Origin of the sequence: Curtobacterium uvaldense, from assembly GCF_028307415.1 — a bacterium.
Lineage (GTDB): Bacteria > Actinomycetota > Actinomycetes > Actinomycetales > Microbacteriaceae > Curtobacterium.
In genome coordinates this window covers 18726-38515 of sequence record NZ_JAQMHU010000019.1, presented here as the reverse complement: position 1 = coordinate 38515, position 19790 = coordinate 18726, and the positions used below count along the sequence as shown (strand labels likewise).

Here is a 19790-nt window from a genome sequence, read left to right as displayed (position 1 = left end):
GCGGACTACGCCGAGGTCCCCGCCGCCGCGAACCCGCGAGCCAGGTCGGCCAAGATGTCGTCCACGTGCTCCAGACCGATCGACAGGCGGATCATGCCCTCCCCGACGCCGGCGGCCGCGCGTTGCTGCGGGGTCATCTGCACGTGGGTCGTCGACGCGGGGTGCACGACGAGCGACCGGACGTCACCCAGGTTCGACACGTGGTCGAAGAGCTCGAGCGCGGCGACGAACCGGCGACCGGCAGCGACCCCACCGGCGAGGTCGAACGCCAGCACGGCCGACGGCCCCTTCGGCACGTAGCGCTGCTGCAGGTGGTGCCACGGCGACGAGGGCAGCCCGGCGTAGTGCACGTGCTCGACCTGCGCGTGTCCGTCCAACCACGAGGCGACCGCGGCCGCGTTCGCCACGTGCCGGTCCATGCGCAGCGACAGCGTCTGGATGCCCTGCAGGACGAGGAAGGCGTTGAACGGGGCGATCGCGGGGCCGAGGTCGGCGGACAGCTTCGACCGGGTGCGCTGGATGAACGCGCGGCGGCCGAACTTCTCGGCGAAGGCCGTCCCGGCGAACCCGGACTGCTCGACCGTCGTGAGCTGCGGGTACTTCTCCGCCTGCGCCGCCCAGTCGAAGTTCCCGCCGTCGACGATGATCCCGGCGACGGCGCTGCCGTGGCCGGCGAGGTACTTCGTCGCCGAGTGCACGACGATGTCCGCGCCGTGCTCGATCGGTCGCACGAGGTACGGCGTCGCGATGGTGTTGTCGACGATGAGCGGCACCCCGGCGTCGTGCGCGACACCGGCGACCCCCGCGAAGTCGAGCACGTCGCCACGCGGGTTCGGGATGCTCTCGCCGAAGAACGCCCGCGTCTCCGGACGGACCGCGGCGCGCCACTCGTCGAGGTCCGTCGGGTCCTGCACGAAGGTGAACGTGATGCCGAGGTCGCTCAGCGTCGAGTGGAAGAGCGTGTAGGTCGCACCGTAGAGCGACGCCGACGAGACGACGTGGGCGCCCGCCCGCGCGACGCCGAGCACCGCCAGCGAGGTCGCCGCCTGACCGGACGCCAGCGCCAGTGCTCCGACCCCGCCCTCGAGGTCCGCGACGCGTCGCTCCAGGGCCGCCGCCGACGGGTTGTTGACGCGTGTGTAGGTGTGTCCAGGTGCGTCGAGCATGAACCGTGCCGCCGCGTCCTCGCCCGAGGGGTACACGAAGGCCGCGCTCTGCGCGATCGGGGGCACGTTCGCTCCGAAGCCCGGGTCGGCCGTGAAGCCGGCCCGGATCTGCCGCGTCTCGAACGCCCAGTCGTCCTCGGCCGCCATCAGGCGACCGGCTCGGCGGGGACGGCGGCGCGGACGAGCGGGATGACCTGCTCGCCGAAGCGCTCCATCTCCTCGGCCTGCGGCGAGAACTGCAGCAGGAGCGTGTCGACCCCGGCGTCCTCGAACTCGCGGATCCGGTCGGCGACCTGCTGCGGCGTGCCGACGAACCCGGGGCGCAGACCGCGGTTCGACACCGAGTAGTCCTCGAGCGACGGGACGTGCTCGAGCTGCGACTTCGAGATGAAGTCCTGGTACGACTCGTACGCCTTCCCGTGGCGGACGTCGGTGATGCGGGCCAGCTCGGCCTGCGCCTCCTCCTCGGTCTCGCGGACGATCACGTACGCGGCCATGCCGAACGCCTCGAACGGCGCGGCGCCGGCGTCCTCGCGGCGACGCTTCATCTCGTCGATCTTCGTGCGGAGCTCGTCGACGGTGCCGCCGTGCGTCAGGTACGCGTCGGCGAAGCGGGTGATCGAGCTCTTGCCCGCCTCGCTCTCGCCGCCGGCGTAGATGCGCGGGGTGACCCGCGGCTTCGGCTCGAGGTGCGTGTTCTGCACGTCGTAGTACTCGCCCGTGAACGAGAACGGCGTCTCGGCCCAGAGGCCCTTGAGGATCGCGACGAACTCCTCGGTCCGCGCGTAGCGGTCGTCGTGCTCGGAGAAGATGCCGCCGTATTGACGGGCCTCCTCCGCCCACCACGCGCTCACGACGTTGAACGTGAAGCGACCACAGGAGATCTCGTCGATGGTCGCGGCCTGCTTCGCCGTCACCGCAGGCAGGTGGTAGCCCGGACGCATCGCGGCCATGATCTCGAGCCGCTCGGTCGTCGCGGCCAGCGCGGCCGCGAGCGCCCACGCCTCGAGGCTCGGCGCGGCCGTGCCCTTGATGTCGTTGAGGTTGAGCTCCGGCACGAGCGTCAGGTCGAAGCCGATCCGCTCGGCACGCTGCGCCAGCCGCTTCACGTAGTCGAAGGTGACGGGCATGTCCTCGTCCTCGACGTTGCGCAGCCAGCCGCCGAAGAGCGGGGTCCAGTATCCGAATCGCACGAGTGGTTCCTCAGGTGTGTCGTGACGGCCGGGAGGCGCGGGGCGGGCCCGCCACGAGCCTCCAGGCCGGTGGGTGGTGTCGTCTCAGGCCGTGGTCGCCGACGTGGCGTACGCCTGCTCGAGGAGCGCGCCGGTGAAGCGCGCGATCGCGCGCGGACCGGAGACCGGCGCGACCGCCTCGACGGCGGGGTTGTAGTTCGTGTTCGTGTTCACGTCGTAGACGACCGTGCGGCCGTCCGTGGTCTCCATGAACTCGACACCCGCGACCTGGATGCGCTGGTCGGCGAGGAACGTCCGGAGCTGCTGCACGAGCGGGTGGTGGGCCGTGACCTCGTCACGGATGCTGAAGGCGGCCGGTGCGCCCGGTGCCCCGGTGCCGGTCGTCTCGGCGCCGGGCACGTCGCAGACGGCGCCGGCGATGGCCTGGGGCACCTCGCACGCGTCGGCCGGGCAGAGCTCGAAGCTGCCGGCGCTCGTGTCGACACGGACCGCGTAGACGAACTCGCCGCCGACGAACTCGGCTCGGGTGATGAACGGCTCGCGGGCGGTCAGCAGCTCCTGGAGCAGCGTGATGCCGTCGACGGGGGCCTCGAACTCGGGGCTGTCGACGTACGCGTCGAACTCGGCGAGGGTGTCGAAACGGCGGACGCCGAGGCCCTTGCCGCCCTGGTTGTGCTTCGTGATGAACGGGACGTCCTGCCCGTCCGTGAAGGTCCGCGCGGCGTCCTGCAGGGCGGCCGACCCGAAGACCGCGGTCGTGCGGGGCACGTCGAAGCCGGCGTCCCGGAGGAGCCCGTGCTGGGCGACCTTCGACACCTCGAGCTCGAGCACGTGGCTGCCGTTCACGACCGTCGCACCGGAGCGCTCGAGCCAGCCGAGCAGCGCGCGGGCGTACTCCTTGCTGTGCTCGTTGCCGCGGGTGTGGCTCGACGCGGACATCCGCGACCAGTAGACGCCCGGAGCCGGCTCGGCGGTGAGGTCGATGCTGCCCAGGGCACCGCCGTCGGTGAGCAGGAGTTCCTCGACCGGCACCCCTTCTGCCGCGAAGGCAGCGGCGAACGGCGGGAACCACTCGGGGTTCTCGTGGATGACGTACACGCGCGGAGTTGTCACCGGGCCACCCTAGGCACGCTCCCCCTGGGGGTGCCAGGTGTGTGACGCGGGATTGCGGCGTGCGTCCGCGCGCGGTCGCCTCGTGCCATCGCGGCGGGGTCACCTCGTGCCGGAGCGCCGGGTGTGCGAGGGTGGAACGCATGTCCTACCCCGCGTACGAGGAGACCCTCCGTCCAGGCCGTGTGATGACCGTCGTGGGATGGGCCGTGATCGCGACCGCCGTCGGGATCGCGACGCTCGTGCTCGCGGTGCCGGCGGGGTGGCAGGACCAGCCGCCGACGGCGTCGGACGTCGGCGTGCTGGTGGTCACCCTCGCCGTCACGGTGGCGCTCGGCATCGGGATGATGACCATGCGGATGACGGTGCGGGTCGACGAGGTGCTCGAGGTCCGTGTCCGCCCCTGGTGGTACCGGCGGCGCGTCGCCCCCGAGCAGATCACGTCGGCCGAGGTCGTGCACATGACGGGCGGCAACTCCGGCGGGCTCGGCATCCGGCTCGTCCCCGGCGGCACGGCGGTGCTGCTCGACGGCGGACCCGGCGTGCAGGTCGCGATCCGCGGGGCGCGGTCGCTGCGGTTCCGGTGCAACGACCCCGAAGCCGTCGTCGCGGCCCTGCGGGCACGGGGTGCGTCGGCGGACTGAGGATCAGCGCGCGACGCGGTCGGCGCCGAACTGCTGCGTGCCGACGACGCCGAGGAGCTCGAGCTTCTGCGCGTCCTCGCTCCCCGCGGGCGCGGTGAACAACAGGAGCGCCTGCGCCTGGTCGTCGGTGTGGAGCACCTGGCAGTCGACGGTGATCCGGCCGAGCTCGGGCTGCACGATGGTCTTGTCGTCCGACCAGCGGGTCGCGACCTCGTGGCGTTCCCAGAGCTCCCGGAACTGCGGGCTGCGGCGCTGCAGTTCGGCGACGAGCTCCGTCGCCCGACGGTCGCTCGGCCCCGCGAGCCCGACGGCCGCGCGGAGCGACGCGACCACGACCCGACCGAGTCGTTCGTGCTGTTCGGGCGCGTACTTCGCCTGCTCCGTCCCCGAGACGAACCAGCGCCACGCCTGGTAGCGCTCGTTGCCGGGCAGGTCGACGGATCCGCCGAGCAGTGCCCGAGCGAGCCGGTTCTCGACGAGCGTCTCACCGAGGTGGCTCACGACGATCGCCGGGGTGTCCTCGAGCCGGTCGAGCACACGCAGGATCGCGGGGTCCACGTGGTCCGCGCGGTGCATCCGGACCGGCGCCGTGTGCCCGGCGAGGTGGAACAGGTGGTCGCGTTCGTCGAGGCTGCACCGCAGGGCCCGGGCGATCGCCGCGACCATCTGCTCCGACGGCTGCGGGCCCCGCTGCTGCTCGAGCCGCGTGTAGTAGTCGACGCTCATCCCGGCGAGTGCGGCGACCTCCTCTCGACGGAGTCCGGGGGTCCGCCGACGGGGACCGCTGCCGAGGCCGACGTCCTCGGGGCGCAGCAGCTCGCGGCGGCGGCGCAGGAAGTCGGCGAGCGCGGGGCGGTCCATCCCCCCATCGTGCCGTCTCGGCCGGAGCGGAGCCAGGGACCGCCGGTCCCCCGATGCCCGCGCCCTGGAGGAGCCCCGCGCGCAGGAGCATCGTGGTCGGCATGGACACCACGAACAGCACCGTCTTCATCTCCGGCGCGACCTCGGGCCTCGGGCTCGCCCTCGCGCAGCGCCTGCAGGCCGCCGGCAGCACCGTCGTCATCGGCGGCCGCCGCCAGGACCGCCTGGACGCCCTCGCCGCCGAGCACGGCTTCGGTACCGTCGCGATCGACGTCGCCGACGCGGACTCCATCGCGAGCGCGGCAGCGGACGTGACGACCCGCTGGCCGGAGCTCGACACCGTCGTCACGATGTCGGGCATCATGCGCAACGAGGACCTGCGCGACCCCGGACACATCGACGACGCACTCGCGACCGTCCAGACCAACCTGGTCGGGACGATCCGGCTCATCGACGCCTTCCTGCCGCACCTGCTCTCCCGGCCGGCGGCGACGCTGATCACGGTGTCGTCCGGTCTGGCCTTCGTCCCGCTGACCGCGACCCCGACCTACAGCGCCACGAAGGCCGCGGTGCACTCGTACACGCAGGCGCTCCGGCAGCAGCTCGTCGGCAGCTCGGTGGCGGTGCTGGAGCTCGCCCCGCCGGCCGTGCAGACGGACCTGATGGGTGGCGCCGACTTCGGCGGGATGCCCCTCGACGCCTTCACGGACGAGGTGATGGGTCTGCTCGACTCCGGTGCCGCGCCGGAGATCCTCGTGCAGGACGTCCAGCCGCTGCGCTGGGCCGAGCGCGACGGGACGCACCAGCAGATCCTCGAGGCGATGGCCGGCCGCGGTCACTGAGCCACGCACCACGGGCGGATCAGCCCCGGGCGAGGAGACGTGTGCACGTCGACCGTCAGGCCGGGGTCGGGGTCGGGCCGGTGCTGGCACCGGTGCCGGCGCCGGCGCCGACGCCGGCGGGAGCACGCTGCTCCGTCAGTCGACCTCGCCGGCGGCGCGCCGACGCCGGATCCGCGCGTCGAGACCCCGGTTCAACGCCCAGAGCCCCAGCACGATGGCGGTGACGAGGAGCGACTCGGCCAGCGTCCTGTCGAGCGGTCCACGGAGCACCCAGAAGGCGCCCCCGGCCAGGACGGCGACCATCGCCAGGGTGCCGATGGAGCTCCTCGCAGCCCGCGGCTCGGCCTCGGTGGACGCCCCGTCCTCGTCCTCGTCCGCGAGCTGGTTGAACCAGAGTCCCCACGCCGCCAGGCCTGCTCCGAACAGGGCGGCTGCCCAGGCAGCATCGTCGCCGGCGTCACGGACGAGGGCGACGACGGCGACGACCACGACGAGTGCACCGCCCGCGAGGAAGAAGAGCGTGATCGCCAGGGCGAGACGGGAGGTCGGAGCGTGCACGCGGTCAGCCTAGGGCTCCGTCGCCGACACGACGACCACCGGGCCGGAGCGGTGACACGACCGCCTGCCGTCAGGCGGCGGCGAGGACCGTCCGTCCGAGGCGCACGAAGTCGTCCGGCGACAGCGCCTCACCCCGAGCGGTCGGGTCGAGACCGGCCGCGGTCAGCAGCTCCGACGCACGGGCGCTGGACCCCAGGACCCCGGACAGGCTCTGCCGGAGCATCTTCCGGCGCTGCTGGAACGCCCCGTCGACGAGCTCGAAGACCTGCGCGCGCAGCGTCTCGTCCCCCGGGCGCTCACGACGGTCGAACCCGACGAGCACGCTGTCGACGTTCGGCACCGGCCAGAAGACCTGGCGGCTGATCTGCCCGGCGGTCGACCACGACCCGTACCAGGCGGCCTTGACGCTCGGCGCCCCGTAGACCTTGCTGCCCGGCCCGGCGGCGATGCGGTGGCCGACCTCGGCCTGCACCATGACGAGCACCCGCTCGATGGTCGGGAAGGTCGCGAGCAGGTGCAGCAGCACGGGGACGGAGACGTTGTACGGCAGGTTCGCCACGACGTGCGTCGGAGCCTCGGGCAGTTCGTCCGCGGTCACCGCGAGCGCGTCCTGGTGCACGACCCGCAGGCGCGCGTCCGGCTGCATCGCCGCGACGGTCGCGGGCAGCTGGGCTGCGAGCCGACCGTCGATCTCCACCGCGGTGACGGACGCGCCGGTCTCGGTCAGCCCGAGGGTCAGGGAGCCCAGCCCCGGTCCGATCTCGAGCACGCGGGAGTCCGGCGTGACCCGGCCGGCCGAGACGATGCGGCGCACGGTGTTGGCGTCGTGCACGAAGTTCTGGCCGAGCTTCTTCGTCGGGGTGACGTCGAGCTTGGCGGCGAGGTCCCGGATCTCCGCCGGGCCGAGCAGTGCGCCCACGACTACTGGTCCACCGTGACGGGCTCGGCGTCCCACGCACCGTAGACGAGCTCGGTCGTCGAGGCGATCTGCGCCGCGAGCATCGACGGGTCGGTACCGAGGGTCTCGGCCATCGACCGGAGCGTGAGCGGGATCAGGTACGGCGCGTTCGGCCGGCCGCGGTACGGCGTCGGCGTGAGGAACGGGGCGTCCGTCTCGATCATGACCAGGTGCCGCGGCGCGACCTGCAGGGCGTCTCGGAGCGACTGGGCGTTCTTGAACGTGACGGTGCCGGCGAAGGACATGTACCAGCCGCGCTCGGCGCAGAGCCGGGCGAGGTCGGGACCGCCGGAGAAGCAGTGGAAGACGGTCTTCTCGGGAGCGCCCACGCGGTCGAGCACCTCGACCACGGCCTCGTGCGCGTCACGGTCGTGGATCGTCAGCGCGAGGTCGTGCTCCTTCGCGATGCGGATGTGCTCCTCGAACGAGCGGACCTGTGCCGCGCGGCCGTCCTCGCCGGTGCGGAAGAAGTCGAGACCGGTCTCGCCGATCGCCCGGACGCGGGGCAGCGCCGCGAGCCGCTCGATGCCGGCGAGGTGCTCGTCGAGCAGCCCCTGCTCGTCGAGCACGGGCGCCTCGTTCGGGTGCAGCGCGACGGCGGCGAGCACGCGGGGCTCACGCGCGGCGATCTGCGCCGACCACTCCGACGTCGCCAGGTCGGTGCCGACCTGCACGACGCCGCGGACCCCGACGCTCGACGCACGGTCGAGGTGCTCGCGGTAGTCGAGCGGACCGTCGCCGCCCTCGCCGACGCCGTCGGCGATCTCCATGTGCGTGTGGTTGTCGTACACCGGCACCACGAGCGCCTGCGGCAGCGGTGGGTAGCTCAGGTCGCGCTTCGAGCCGCCGGACGCCCCCTCGCCACGCGCCCGGACGTGCGAGCCGTCCGCCGCGTCGGTCACGCTGCGCCCTGCTCGGGCTGCTGCTCGATGCGCGGGAACAGGCCGGACCCGAGCGGCACGACGGTTGCGGCGCCCTGCCACTCGTAGGCGCGGTCGACGCGCTGCTCGGTCACCGATCCGCCGGCACCGATCGACGCCCAGAGCTTCTCCGTCGCCTTCGGCATCACCGGGGACACGAGGACGTTCACGGTGCCGAGGCCGCGGAGGGCCGTCGCCAGGACGGTGCCGAGACGCTCGCGCGCCGACTCGTCCTTCGCCAGCGCCCAGGGCTCCTGCTCGGTGATGTACCCGTTCAGCGCGTCGACGAGCTCCCACACGGCGGCGATCGCCTCGTGCGGCGCGAAGGCCTCGACCGCGGCGTCCGCACGCTCGGTGACGGACACCGCGAGCGCGTCGATCGCCTCGTCCGACGGGGTCAGCTCGCCGCGCGACGGCACGGCACCGTCGAAGTACTTCTGCAGCATCGCGACGAGACGCGAGGCGAGGTTACCGAAGCCGTTCGCGAGGTCGGCCGAGTACCGGGCGGAGATGTCCTCCCAGCTGAAGTTGCCGTCCTGCCCGAAGGTGATGGCGCGGAGGAAGTAGTAGCGGAAGGCATCCGAGCCGAAGGTGTCGGTGATCTCCGACGGCGCGATGCCGGTGAGCTTCGACTTCGACATCTTCTCGCCGCCGACGAGCAGCCAGCCGTGACCGAACACGCGCTCCGGCACCGGGAGACCCGCCGCCATGAGCATCGCGGGCCAGATCACCGCGTGGAAGCGGGCGATGTCCTTGCCCACGATGTGCACGCTCGGCCAGAGGCGCTGGAACGCCTCGTCGTCGTCCGACCCGTAGCCGAGGGCGGTAACGTAGTTCAGCAGGGCGTCGAACCACACGTAGAGCACGTGGTCGTGGTCCCAGGGGATCGTGATGCCCCAGTCGAAGCTCGAGCGCGAGATCGACAGGTCGCGCAGGCCCTGCTTCACGAAGGAGACGATCTCGTTGCGGACGCTCTCGGGCTGGATGAACTGTGGGTTCGACTCGTACAGGTCGAGCAGGCGCTGCTCGAAGTCGCTCATCCGGAAGAAGTAGTTGCGCTCGGCGAGGACCTCGACGGGGATCGAGTGGATCGCGCAGACCTGCTGGCCCTCGTACGGACCGGTGCCGGGCACGAGGTCGCTCGGCTGCTTGTACTCCTCGCACCCGACGCAGTAGAAGCCCTCGAACTCGCCGGCGTAGATGTAGCCGTCGTCGTACAGCTTCTGCAGGAACGCGGTCACGCCGCGCTCGTGCCGTTCGTCGGTCGTGCGGATGAAGTCGTCGTTCGCCACGTCGACCGTGTCGAGCAGCGGCTTCCACGCGTCGGTGACGAGCCGGTCGGCCCACTCCTTCGGGGACACGTCGTTCGCGCTGGCGGTCCGGAGGATCTTCTGGCCGTGCTCGTCGGTCCCCGTGAGCAGCCAGGCGTCGTCGCCCCGCTGCCGGTGCCACCGTGCCATGAAGTCCGCGGCGACCTCGGTGTAGGCGTGCCCGATGTGGGGCACGTCGTTCACGTAGAAGATCGGCGTGGTGATGCTGAACGAGGACCCGTCGGACATGCGGACCATCCTACGGGCGGGCCGGAGCCGCGTGACGCGCCCCGCGCGCCGCCTGTGGAGAACCGGACGGGAGGCGGGTGGCGGGCCCGCCCCGCGCCTCCAGACCGACGGTGGTCGGCCCTACCGCGCGGCGAGCGCGCCCTCGTACAGGTCGCGCTTCGACAGGCCGGTCGCGTCCGCGACCGCCGCGGCGGCCTCCTTCATGCGCGACCCGGCGGCGACCCGCTCGAGCACGAGCCGCACACCGTCCTCGATGCTCGTCACGTCGAGCGCGCCGGTCGAGCCCTCGACGACCACGCAGATCTCACCACGCACCCCGTCGGCTGCCCAGGCGGCGAGCGCGGCGAGCGAGTCGCGGCGGACCTCCTCGTGCAGCTTCGTGAGCTCGCGGCACACGACCGCGCGGCGGTCGTCCCCGAAGCCCGCGGCCATGTCGGCGAGCGTGTCGGGGAGCCGGTGCGGTGACTCGAAGAACACCATCGTCCGCTGCTCACCGGCCAGGGACGCGAAGAGACGACGGCGCTCCCCCGCCTTGCGGGTCGGGAAGCCCTCGAAGCTGAACCGGTCGGTCGGCAGGCCCGACACGGCGAGCGCCATGAGCACCGCGGACGGCCCGGGCAGGGCGGTGACGGTCACCCCGGCGGCCGCCGCGGCCTCCACGAGGGGGAAGCCCGGGTCGCTGATCGCGGGCATGCCCGCGTCGGTGAGGACCACCACGTCCTCGTCGCGGGCGAGCTCGACCACCTCGGCGGCCTTCGCGCGCTCGTTGTGCTCGTGGAGGGCGATCAGGCGCGGGCGGTTCTCGATGCCGAGCGCACGCATCAGGTGGATCGCGGTCCGGGTGTCCTCGGCGGCCACCACGCTCGCGTTCGAGAGGGTCTCGACGAGACGACGAGACGCGTCGCCGAGGTTGCCGATGGGCGTTGCTGCGAGGACGATCACCTCCCCATTCTGGTGCCAGGTCCGCCGTGGCGGCGATCCGTAGGATGCAGGCGATGACCAGCGAGCTGACCGACGACCGCACCGCCCTCGTCGACGGACCGGCCGGCTCCCGCCTCGACGACTGGTGGGGTCGGGTCCTCTCGACGTCGCGGCGGGTCGCCGTGTGGCGCTGGACGGGTCCGATCGCGGTGACGCTGCTGGCGGCCGTGCTCCGTCTGGTGGGACTCGGACACCCGCACTCGCTCGTGTTCGACGAGACGTACTACGTCAAGGACGGCTGGTCGATCGTGCACCTCGGCTACGAGGGCACCTGGCCGGCGAACTCCTCCGACGACGGCGCCCCGACGACCGACCAGCGCTTCGCGGACGGCGAGACCGACCTGTACTCGAGGGCGGCGGAGTTCATCGCGCACCCGCCGCTCGGGAAGTACCTGATCGGCCTCGGGATGCTGCTGTTCGGCGCCGACAGCTCGTTCGGGTGGCGGTTCACGGTCGCCGTGCTCGGCACCGCGACCGTGTTCCTGACCGCGGTCATCGCCCGCTCGCTGTTCCGCTCGACCGCGATCGGGACGCTCGCCGGCTTCCTGCTCGCGATCGACGGCCAGGCGATCGTGCTGTCGCGCGTGACGCTGCTCGACGGCATCCTGACCTTCTTCGTCGTGCTCGGCGCGGGTGCGCTGCTGCTCGACCGGCGGTGGACGCAGCGGCGGCTCGACGACTGGGTCCGACGCCGGGCGGACGGCGGCGGCGACACGCTCTGGGGGCCGGTGCTGGTCTGGCGGCCGTGGCTCGTCGCGATGGGCGTCGCCCTCGGTCTGGCGTCCGCGACGAAGTGGTCCGGCCTGTACTTCCTGGCGTTCTTCGCCCTGTACTCCGTGCTGAGCGACATGGTGATGCGCCGCCGAGCGGGCGTGACGTTCTGGTCCTCGAGCGCCTTCCTGCAGCAGGCGCCGGTGACGTTCCTGCTCACCGTGCCGGTCGCTGCCGTGACCTACCTGGCGTCGTGGACGGGGTGGTTCCGGACCTCCGGTGGGTGGGACCGGAACTGGATCGCCTCCGGCGGCGAGCGGTGGACGGGACTGCTCGCGTGGGTGCCGGACCCGTTCCAGAACTGGTGGCACTACCAGTCGGAGATCTACGGCTTCAACATCGGCCTGCACACCCCGCACTCGTACCAGGCGAACCCGCTGCTGTGGCTCGTCATGCAGCGCCCCACGTCGATGTACTACGTCGGGACGAACCGCGGCCAGGACGGCTGCTGGGCGGACCGCTGCGGCGAGGCGATCACCGGCATCGCGAACCCGTTCGTCTGGTACGCCTCGGTGATCGCGGCGGTCGCGCTGCTCGTGCTCTTCGTGCTGCGGCGCCGGTGGGAGTACGGCTTCGTGCTCATCGGTGTCGCGGGCGGGTACCTGCCCTGGCTGCTGTACACCGACCGCACGGTGTTCCAGTTCTACACGGTGACGTTCGAGCCGTTCCTCGTCATCGCCCTGGCTGCGGCGATCGGACTCGTCGCCGGCTCTCGGACCGACCCGCGGCCGCGGCGGACCCGGGCGTTGGTCTGGGTCGGCGTGTACCTCGGTGTCGTCGTGCTCGCGTCGGCGTACTGGTACCCGATGTGGACCGGCTTGCAGATGCCGTGGGACTTCGTCCGGTCGCACTACTGGTTGCCGAGCTGGCTGTAGCGGTGCTGCCGAGCTGGCTGGAGCGGTGCTGCCGAGCTGGCTGGAGCGGTCCGGCCCTGGGGACGTGACCGCGCGGGACGCCGGTGGCGGCCGACCCGCTGTCGGCACGGAGGCGCGGTGCCCGACGGCCACGAGCCTCCCGCCCGGCGCATACCGCGTCAGGCGACCGTCAGGGCTGGCCGTGCAGGGCGCGCTCGATGGCAGCGCGGTCGAGCGGGGCACCGACCATGGGGTCGGTGGTGCCGCCGGGCAGCACGCCCTCGAGCACGACCTCGGCGTAGCGGCGCCAGGCGTCGGGGTCGTGGGCGCGTGTGGCGTCCGCGACGGCGCCGACCATCGTGGTGAGCATCGGCAGGTCGGCGTAGCTGAACCCGGCCCGCACCACCCCGGACGCCGCCGCTCGCTCGATGATGGTCGCGACCTGGCGCTCGAGCCGGTCCCGCTCGTGCACGATCGACGGCCGCGCCTTCCCCGCGCGGACGATGGCGTCCGCCAGGGCACGGTCGCGCGCGCGGAACTCGAACACGCCCGTCAGGTAGACGCGGAGGGCCTCGCGCGGATCGGTCTCCTGCGCGGCTCGGGCGGCGGCGGCGTTCATCGCCTCGAACTTGGTGGCGAGCAACGCCTCGATCAGGGCGTCCTTGTCGGCGAACCGGCGGTAGACGGTGCCGACGCCGACCCCGGCCTCGTGCGCGATGTCGTTCAACGTGACCGACAGGCCCCGCTCGGCGAAGCACCGGCGCGCGGTCTGCAGGATCAGCTCGCGGTTGCGCGCGGCGTCGGCGCGCAGGGGGCGCTCGAGGTCGTGCGCGGTGTCGGTGGTGCTCACGACGTCGACGGTAGTTGACGATTCTGGGAACAAACGGATGCGGTGGCTCCGTTTCGGTCTACACTCGACACAAACGGATGCACCACATCCGGTTCCACCTCCTCGCGAAGCGCTCGACGGCGCGTGCTCCGCCACCTCCACCCTTCTCCGAAGGAGGCTGCCGTGACGGCAGAACAGACCGTGCCGACCCCGACCGGGTCGGCACCGACGACGACCGGCCGTGCTGCCGGCACCACGACCGGCTCCGGCTCCGGCTCCGACAGGCCGAACCACCGCTGGATCGCACTGGCGGTCATCGCCCTCGCCCAGCTCATGGTCGTGCTCGACGCGACCATCGTGAACATCGCCCTCCCCTCGGCGCAGGCCGATCTCGGCTTCGGCACCGACCAGCGGCAGTGGATCGTCACCGCGTACTCGCTCGCGTTCGGCTCCCTGCTCCTGCTCGGCGGTCGCCTCGGTGACCTGTTCGGCCGGAAGACCACCTTCATCGTCGGCCTGGTCGGGTTCGCCCTGGCCTCGGTGCTCGGTGGTCTCGCCGACTCGTTCGGCCTGCTCGTCGCCGCCCGCGCACTGCAGGGCGTCTTCGGTGCCCTGCTCGCCCCCTCGGCGCTCGGCATGCTCACCACGACCTTCCGCGATCCGAAGGAACGCGGCCGGGCGTTCGGCATCTTCGGGTCCATCGCCGGCTCGGGTGCGGCGATCGGCCTGCTGCTCGGCGGCGTGCTCACCGAGTACGCGTCCTGGCGCTGGTGCCTCTACGTGAACGTCGTGTTCGCGGTCCTCGGGGTCATCGGTGCGCTCGTGTTCATGGCGAAGCCGCCGAAGGTCGAGCGTCCGCGCATCGACGTGGCCGGTGTGCTGACGATCACCGCGGGCCTGGTCGGCATCGTCTACGGCTTCTCGAACGCCGAGTCGAACGGTTGGGACGCCCCGCTCACCATCGTCATGCTCGCCGCGGGCGTCCTGCTCGTCGCCGCGTTCGTGGTCATCGAGACCCGCGTCGCGCACCCGCTCCTGCCGCTGCGCGTCGTCCTCGACCGCGACCGCGGCGGTGCCTTCATCGCGATCGGCCTCGTGGCGATCGGCATGTTCGGCATCTTCCTGTTCCTGACGTACTACCTCGAGCAGACCCTCGGCTTCAGTTCGCTGCAGACCGGTCTGGCGTTCCTGCCGATGCCGCTGTCGATCATGGTGTCGGCGACGCAGATCGGCGGGCGGCTGCTCCCCCGCGTCGGCCCGAAGGTCCTGATCTTCGCGGGCGGACTCGTCGCGGCGACCGGGCTCCTGCTGCTGCTCCGCACCGACGTCGACAGCACCTACGCGGGCACCGTCCTGCCGGCGCTGATCGTCATCGGTCTCGGCATGGGCACGATCTTCTCGTCCGCGATGAACACCGCGACGACCGGTGTCGCACGGGCGGACGCCGGCGTGGCCTCGGCGACGGTCAACACGATGCAGCAGATCGGCGGCTCGATCGGCACCGCCCTGCTCTCGACGATCTTCGCCGACGTCGTGAAGGACAGCCTGTCGGACCTCTCGGCAGCACCGACGAAGCTGCAGCAGGCCCAGGCGGTGATCGACGGGTACCACGTCGCCTTCGGCATCTCGGCCGGGGTGCTCGTGCTCGTCGCCCTCGCAGGCGGGCTGCTCATCAACCGGCAGTCGGTGCGACTCGCGAGGCTCGAGCGCGCGGCGTCCGCGACCACGGGCAGCATCCCGGCAGCGGCGCACTAGCCGCCCCGCTCCCCGAGCCGCTCCGCTCCGCGCCCGGTCCGCCCCCGGTCCGCCCTGCCCTGCTCTGCCCCCGCTCTGCGACATCCCACGCGTCGATCGACGCGTGGGATGTCGCGTCCCCGGGGCTGGCCGAAGGAACGACCGACCCCGGCCGTTCCGGTGCGCACGGATTCGGCACACCCCGTGGTCGGGACGGCGGCGTTGCGCACTGTGTCGGTCCTCCTGCGGCACATCAGTGGCCCCGGTTACCCTGAGCGCCATGGCCCCCGTCCTGACCTCGCCGCTCGTGTCGACGCAGTGGCTCGCCGACCACATCGGTGCCGACGATCTCGTCGTCCTCGATGCCTCGGTGCACACCACCGGGGTCGGCACGGCGATGCACTGGCAGGCCGCCCGCGACGCGTACGAGCAGCACGGGCACGTACCGGGCGCCCGGTACGCCGACCTGGTCGACGACTTCTCGACGCCCGACGCGGACGTGCCCTTCACCCGCCCGACGGCGGAGCGTTTCGAGTCCGCCGCGAGTGGACTGGGCGTGACCAACGGCTCGACCGTGGTGGTCTACGACGACAGCGTCGGTGAGTGGGCGGCACGGCTCTGGTGGATCTTCCGCGCGTTCGGCTTCGACGACGTCGCGGTGCTCGACGGTGGGTTCACCAAGTGGCGGGACGAGGGACGGCCCGTCCGCGTCGGACCGCTCCGTGGCAGCACCCCGTCGCCGTCCGCCGAGCCGTTCCTGGCCGGCGAGGAACGCCCCGTGTGGGCCGACCACGACCGTGTCCTGCGCGCCGTCCGCGGCGAGGAGCCCGCGGCGGTCGTCCTGGCGGCTCCCCCGTCGGCGCTGGGACCCGACCACCCCGGCGTGGTCCCCGGCAGCACGGCGATCACCACGGACGACGTGGTCGACCCCGACACCAACACCCTCCGCCGCGGCCCGGCACTCGCCGAGGTGTTCGCGCCGGTGCTCGACGCCGACGAGATCGTGACGTACTGCGGCGTCGGCAGCGCGGCCTGCGTCGACGCGCTCGCCCTGACGGTGCTCGGGCACGACCAGGTGAAGGTCTACGACGGCTCGCTCGCCGAGTGGTGGCGCCTCGAGCCGGAGCTGCTCGCGTCCTGACGCCACAACGTCGGCCACGCCGACCGCGCTGGCCGGGCCGACCGGGCTGACCGGGCTGGCCGGGCTGGCCGGGCGTCCGGGCCGTCCCCGCGGCACTAGCGTTGGCGCATGAGCACCAGACGCGCGGTCGTCCTCGGCGGTACCGGCGGGATCGGGTCGGCGGTGGTCCGAGACCTCCTCGACGTCTCCGGCCGCGGTGGCGACGACTGGCAGATCGACGTCGTGGCACGACACGGCGGTCCCGCAGCCGATGCGCTGACGGCGGCCGGCGCTTCCTTCGTGGCCGGTGACCGCCGCGACACGAGCGTGCTCCGCGAACTCCTGCGTCCCGGCGCCGACCTGCTCGTCGACACCGTGGGCGCGACCCGTGACGACGCCCTGCAGCTGCGACCGTTCCTCGACGACGTCGGCTCGACGGTGTTCGTGTCCTCGAAGGCGGTCTACGTCGACGACCGAGGGCGGCACGCGAACTCGGTCGGACGGCCGGTGTTCGGCGGCGCGGTCACGGAGCTCCAGCCGACCGTCGTCGCGGGCGACGGCGACCCGACCTCGCGCGAGGGCTACGGCGCCGCGAAGGTCGCCGCCGAACAGGTCCTGCTCGACCACGGCGCTCCCGTCACCGTGCTGCGCCCCTCGAAGGTGTACGGCGTCGGGATCGGCCGCCCCCGGGAGTGGTTCGTGGTGCGTCGCGCGCTCGACGGCCGGGAGCGGATCCTGCTCGCGGACCACGGACGGGGCGTCGACCACACGACGGCGGCGAGTGGGATCGCGTCACTCGTGCGCCTCGTCGCCGACGCTCCGGACCGCCGGATCCTCAACGTGGCCGACGAGACCGCGCCCGACGTGCTGGAGATCGTGCGGACCGTGGCCGGACTCGTCGACCACCGCTTCGACGAGGTCCTGCTCGACGAGGACGCCCCCGCCTTCGTCGGGACGACTCCGTGGAGCTCGCCGTCGCCGTTCGTCCTCGACACGACGGCGGCACGGGCGCTCGGCTGGCAGCCCCCGCGGTACGCCGAGGCGGTGCGGCCCGAGGTGGACTGGCTGCTCGAGACCGCGCACGCCGTGCCGGCCGGCGGCGACGTCCCCTGGGCGGAGGACCCGTTCTGGGAGCGGTTGTTCGACTACGGCCCGGAGGACGCCGCCCTCGTGCTGCTCTCGCTCGGCAGGGGCTGAGCCGGTGCCCCGCTCGGAGGTCCTGTTCGTCGGCGGGCGTTCGGGCGTCGGCAAGTCGACCGCGGCCGAGGCGCTCCACGACCTGCTGGTGGCTGCCGACGTCCCGCACGCGGTCATCGAGGGCGACCTCCTGGACCTCGCGCACCCGGCCCCGCACGTGGCGCACCCCGCCGTCCGGCTCGCCGAGCGGAACCTGCGCGCGATGTGGGCGGCGTACCGCGAACTCGGGCACCACCGGCTCGTCTTCACGAACACCGTGTCCGTGCTCGAGCACGAGCGGCTCGCCGCCGCGATGGGCGACGACCCGCTCGTCACCGCGGTCCTGCTCCGCGCCTCCGACGCCACCACCGCCGGTCGTCTGGCCCGGCGGGCGGGCGGCACGGTCCCGCATGCGCAGCTCGCCCACAGCACGGCGACTGCCGGGAGGCTCGACTCGGCCGTCGCGGACACGGTCGCCCGGGTGGACACCGACGACAGGTCCCCGCTCGAGATCGCGCGACGGCTCGCGTCGCTCACGGGCTGGCTGCCCGGCTGACCGCCGGCCCGGGCACGGTGTCCCGGACTCCACGGCCTGCGCCTGTGGACGAGCACGACCTGTCCACCGGTCACCGGATCGTCAGCACCGTCCAGCGCCCGCGGGGCAGGCTGGACGCATGAACGACAACCGGCTCGGGACCGCCGTCAGCCCGTACCTCCGTCTGCACGCCGACAACCCGGTGGACTGGCGCGAGTGGGGACCCGACGCGTTCGCCGAGGCACGGGAGCGCGACGTCCCGGTGCTCGTCTCGGTCGGGTACGCCACGTGCCACTGGTGTCACGTGATGGCGCGCGAGAGCTTCTCCGACCCCGAGATCGGCGAGCTGCTCCGTCGCGACTTCGTCGCCGTCAAGGTCGACCGAGAAGAGCGGCCCGACGTGGACGCCAGCCTCATGGCTTCCGCGAGCGCCTTCACGCAGCAGCTCGGGTGGCCACTGACCGCGTTCGCGACGCCCGAGGGGCGGGTGTTCTTCGCGGGGACCTACTACCCGCCGACCCCGGTCGGCCAGGTCGGGTCGTTCCGCCAGGTCCTCACGGCGGTGCTCGATGCATGGACCCAGCGGCGGCACGAGGTGGACGCGAACGCGAGCGCGATCGCCGCGGCGATCGCGCAGGGGGCGCAGGCCGACGCCACCGCCCGGGGTGGCGAGCGGTCCGACGCAGACACGCCGCGCCTCCCGTCCGTCGACGCGATCCGCTCCGTGACCGCGCAGCTCGTCTCGGCGGAGGACACCACGTACGGCGGCTTCGGCGGTGCGCCGAAGTTCCCGAGCGCGCCGCTCCTCGAGTTCCTCTCCGACGTCGCGGCCGACGGTGACGCCGCCGCACGCGGGTTGCTCGAGCGGAGCCTCCGGGCGATCCGGACGACCGAGCTGACGGACGCCGACGGCGGCGTGTTCCGGTACGCGACCAAGCGCGACTGGAGCGTGCCGCACTACGAACGGATGCTCTACGACAACGCGGGGCTGCTCGCGATCGCCGGGGCGGAGCAGGCACGGGGCATCGCCGACTTCCTGCGCGACACGCTGCGACGGCCCGACGGCGCCTTCGTCGCGGCGCAGGACAGCGAGTCGACCATCGACGGGCGACGCGTCGAGGGCGACTGGTACCGGCTGCCACTCGACGAGCGCGGGCGGTTCGACGCACCGCCCCTCGACGACCAGGTGCTGACGGGGTGGAACGGCCTCGCGATCCGCGGGCTCGCGCGTGCTGCGGCCCGGAGCGGTGACGACGAGTGCACCGCCCTCGCGCAGGGTGCCGCCGACGCGGTCCTGGCCGCCCACGTGCGCGACGGACACGTGGTGGTCCGGTCGAGCACCGCCCACGGCACGTCCGCGGCGCCTCCCACGATCGAGGACGTCGGACTGCTCGCCGAGGGGCTGCTCGAACTCGCGCTGCTCAGCGGCGAGGTCCGGTACGCCGAGACGGCACGCGCGCTCGTCGACGACGGCCTCGCCGGTCGCTTCGAGGTTGATCCGGTCCTGCGGGCAGCCGGAACGACGACGGGTGAGCAGCCGCAGACGGCACTGCGGTCCGGCACCGTCGCACTGGCTGCGACCGCGGCGACACTGGCCGCACTCACCGGTGACCGGGCACTCCGGGACGCCGCGACGCGGCTCGTCGCCGACCGTGCACGCACCGGTACCGAGCGGCCGCTCGGCCACGCCGACGCCCTCGGGGTCGCGCTCGCCCTGCAGCGTCCCTCGCGTGAGGTCGTCGTCGTGTCCGGCCGCGACGACCCGATGCGGTGGACCGGCCTCGCCGCCCGCCGGCCGGGCACCGTGGTCGCGACCGTGACCCCGGACCAGGCACGGGCGTGGGCCGCCGCCGGGTTCTCGCTGTTCGCCGGGCGGGACAGCGCAGCACCAGCCGCCTACGTCTGCCACGACCACGTCTGTGCGTTGCCGGCCCGGAGCGACGCCGCGCTCGCCGAGCAGCTCCGCTGACGACAGCCGC

18 protein-coding genes are annotated in these 19790 nt (G+C 72.7%); 8 read left to right on the top strand and 10 right to left on the bottom strand.

Annotated elements, in window-relative coordinates; genetic code table 11:
• Positions 1–5 precede the first annotated feature (5 nt).
• The 3 genes from PIJ49_RS11825 to PIJ49_RS11815 all read right to left on the bottom strand — a co-directional run bounded on the left by PIJ49_RS11825 (position 6) and on the right by PIJ49_RS11815 (position 3472).
• The gene (locus PIJ49_RS11825; RefSeq protein WP_251160394.1) at positions 6–1313 is read right to left on the bottom strand and encodes an O-acetylhomoserine aminocarboxypropyltransferase/cysteine synthase family protein; all 1308 of its coding nucleotides are present in this window, start codon (positions 1311–1313) and stop codon (positions 6–8) included.
• Complete coding sequence (locus PIJ49_RS11820) at positions 1313–2359, bottom strand: LLM class flavin-dependent oxidoreductase (protein ID WP_209685568.1); 1047 nt, start codon at positions 2357–2359, stop codon at positions 1313–1315. The genes PIJ49_RS11825 and PIJ49_RS11820 overlap by 1 nt, the downstream gene beginning before the upstream one ends.
• Before the next feature lie 84 nt (positions 2360–2443).
• Positions 2444–3472, bottom strand: a complete 1029-nt coding sequence (locus tag PIJ49_RS11815) for an ATP-grasp domain-containing protein (protein ID WP_271826672.1) — start codon at positions 3470–3472, stop codon at positions 2444–2446.
• A 140-nt stretch (positions 3473–3612) separates the two neighbouring features.
• Here PIJ49_RS11815 and PIJ49_RS11810 point away from each other — a divergent pair, with 140 nt between their 5' ends.
• Positions 3613–4113: a hypothetical protein gene (locus tag PIJ49_RS11810; protein WP_271826671.1), complete on the top strand. Its 501-nt coding sequence runs from the start codon at positions 3613–3615 to the stop codon at positions 4111–4113.
• Positions 4114–4116: 3 nt separating this feature from the next.
• Here the strand turns inward: PIJ49_RS11810 and PIJ49_RS11805 are convergent, their stop codons facing one another.
• Positions 4117–4974 carry a helix-turn-helix transcriptional regulator gene (locus PIJ49_RS11805; protein ID WP_209685564.1) on the bottom strand — a complete coding sequence of 286 codons (858 nt, stop codon included), beginning with the start codon at positions 4972–4974 and terminating at the stop codon, positions 4117–4119.
• 101 nt (positions 4975–5075) lie between these two features.
• On the opposite strand from PIJ49_RS11805, the gene PIJ49_RS11800 reads away from it, so the two are divergent.
• A complete protein-coding gene (locus PIJ49_RS11800) occupies positions 5076–5816 on the top strand; it encodes an SDR family oxidoreductase (protein ID WP_066655912.1) in 741 nt (246 codons plus the stop codon).
• Positions 5817–5951: 135 nt separating this feature from the next.
• On the opposite strand, the gene PIJ49_RS11795 is transcribed toward PIJ49_RS11800, so the two are convergent.
• The 5 genes from PIJ49_RS11795 to rsmI all read right to left on the bottom strand — a co-directional run bounded on the left by PIJ49_RS11795 (position 5952) and on the right by rsmI (position 10753).
• Positions 5952–6374, bottom strand: a complete 423-nt coding sequence (locus tag PIJ49_RS11795; protein WP_271826670.1) for a hypothetical protein — start codon at positions 6372–6374, stop codon at positions 5952–5954.
• A 70-nt stretch (positions 6375–6444) separates the two neighbouring features.
• Complete coding sequence (gene rsmA / locus PIJ49_RS11790; protein ID WP_066655916.1) at positions 6445–7293, bottom strand: 16S rRNA (adenine(1518)-N(6)/adenine(1519)-N(6))-dimethyltransferase RsmA; 849 nt, start codon at positions 7291–7293, stop codon at positions 6445–6447.
• A gap of 2 nt (positions 7294–7295) precedes the next feature.
• The gene (locus tag PIJ49_RS11785) at positions 7296–8234 is read right to left on the bottom strand and encodes a TatD family hydrolase (protein ID WP_066655919.1); all 939 of its coding nucleotides are present in this window, start codon (positions 8232–8234) and stop codon (positions 7296–7298) included.
• On the bottom strand, positions 8231–9811 hold the full coding sequence (gene metG, locus PIJ49_RS11780) for a methionine--tRNA ligase (protein ID WP_271826669.1): 1581 nt from the start codon (positions 9809–9811) through the stop codon (positions 8231–8233). The genes PIJ49_RS11785 and metG overlap by 4 nt, the downstream gene beginning before the upstream one ends.
• Before the next feature lie 120 nt (positions 9812–9931).
• A complete protein-coding gene (gene rsmI, locus PIJ49_RS11775) occupies positions 9932–10753 on the bottom strand; it encodes a 16S rRNA (cytidine(1402)-2'-O)-methyltransferase (RefSeq protein ID WP_066655921.1) in 822 nt (273 codons plus the stop codon).
• 53 nt (positions 10754–10806) lie between these two features.
• Between rsmI and PIJ49_RS11770 the strand changes: the two genes are divergently transcribed.
• Positions 10807–12438 carry a dolichyl-phosphate-mannose--protein mannosyltransferase gene (locus tag PIJ49_RS11770; protein WP_271826668.1) on the top strand — a complete coding sequence of 544 codons (1632 nt, stop codon included), beginning with the start codon at positions 10807–10809 and terminating at the stop codon, positions 12436–12438.
• A 169-nt stretch (positions 12439–12607) separates the two neighbouring features.
• Here PIJ49_RS11770 and PIJ49_RS11765 read toward each other — a convergent pair whose 3' ends face one another.
• Positions 12608–13267 carry a TetR/AcrR family transcriptional regulator gene (locus PIJ49_RS11765; protein ID WP_271826667.1) on the bottom strand — a complete coding sequence of 220 codons (660 nt, stop codon included), beginning with the start codon at positions 13265–13267 and terminating at the stop codon, positions 12608–12610.
• Positions 13268–13429: 162 nt separating this feature from the next.
• On the opposite strand from PIJ49_RS11765, the gene PIJ49_RS11760 reads away from it, so the two are divergent.
• The 5 genes from PIJ49_RS11760 to PIJ49_RS11740 all read left to right on the top strand — a co-directional run bounded on the left by PIJ49_RS11760 (position 13430) and on the right by PIJ49_RS11740 (position 19780).
• Complete coding sequence (locus tag PIJ49_RS11760; RefSeq protein WP_271826666.1) at positions 13430–15001, top strand: MFS transporter; 1572 nt, start codon at positions 13430–13432, stop codon at positions 14999–15001.
• A 259-nt stretch (positions 15002–15260) separates the two neighbouring features.
• Positions 15261–16121 (top strand): sulfurtransferase, encoded by an 861-nt coding sequence (locus PIJ49_RS11755; RefSeq protein WP_271826665.1) that lies wholly within the window; start codon positions 15261–15263, stop codon positions 16119–16121.
• A 108-nt stretch (positions 16122–16229) separates the two neighbouring features.
• Positions 16230–17297, top strand: coding sequence for an NAD-dependent epimerase/dehydratase family protein (locus PIJ49_RS11750; protein WP_271826664.1), 1068 nt, complete (start codon positions 16230–16232; stop codon positions 17295–17297).
• 4 nt (positions 17298–17301) lie between these two features.
• The gene (locus PIJ49_RS11745; RefSeq protein ID WP_251160403.1) at positions 17302–17832 is read left to right on the top strand and encodes a DEAD/DEAH box helicase family protein; all 531 of its coding nucleotides are present in this window, start codon (positions 17302–17304) and stop codon (positions 17830–17832) included.
• Between the two features lie 118 nt (positions 17833–17950).
• Positions 17951–19780 carry a thioredoxin domain-containing protein gene (locus PIJ49_RS11740; protein WP_271826663.1) on the top strand — a complete coding sequence of 610 codons (1830 nt, stop codon included), beginning with the start codon at positions 17951–17953 and terminating at the stop codon, positions 19778–19780.
• Positions 19781–19790: the final 10 nt, after the last annotated feature.

Excerpts from the sequence above, each read along its gene's own strand:
- PIJ49_RS11825 (WP_251160394.1), bottom strand. The coding sequence starts at position 1,313 with ATGGCGGCCGAGGACGACTGGGCGTTCGAGACGCGGCAGATCCGGGCC.
- PIJ49_RS11810 (WP_271826671.1), top strand. The coding sequence starts at position 3,613 with ATGTCCTACCCCGCGTACGAGGAGACCCTCCGTCCAGGCCGTGTGATG.
- PIJ49_RS11805 (WP_209685564.1), bottom strand. The coding sequence starts at position 4,974 with ATGGACCGCCCCGCGCTCGCCGACTTCCTGCGCCGCCGCCGCGAGCTG.
- PIJ49_RS11800 (WP_066655912.1), top strand. The coding sequence starts at position 5,076 with ATGGACACCACGAACAGCACCGTCTTCATCTCCGGCGCGACCTCGGGC.
- metG (WP_271826669.1), bottom strand. The coding sequence starts at position 9,811 with ATGTCCGACGGGTCCTCGTTCAGCATCACCACGCCGATCTTCTACGTG.
- PIJ49_RS11770 (WP_271826668.1), top strand. The coding sequence starts at position 10,807 with ATGACCAGCGAGCTGACCGACGACCGCACCGCCCTCGTCGACGGACCG.
- PIJ49_RS11755 (WP_271826665.1), top strand. The coding sequence starts at position 15,261 with ATGGCCCCCGTCCTGACCTCGCCGCTCGTGTCGACGCAGTGGCTCGCC.
- PIJ49_RS11750 (WP_271826664.1), top strand. The coding sequence starts at position 16,230 with ATGAGCACCAGACGCGCGGTCGTCCTCGGCGGTACCGGCGGGATCGGG.
- PIJ49_RS11740 (WP_271826663.1), top strand. The coding sequence starts at position 17,951 with ATGAACGACAACCGGCTCGGGACCGCCGTCAGCCCGTACCTCCGTCTG.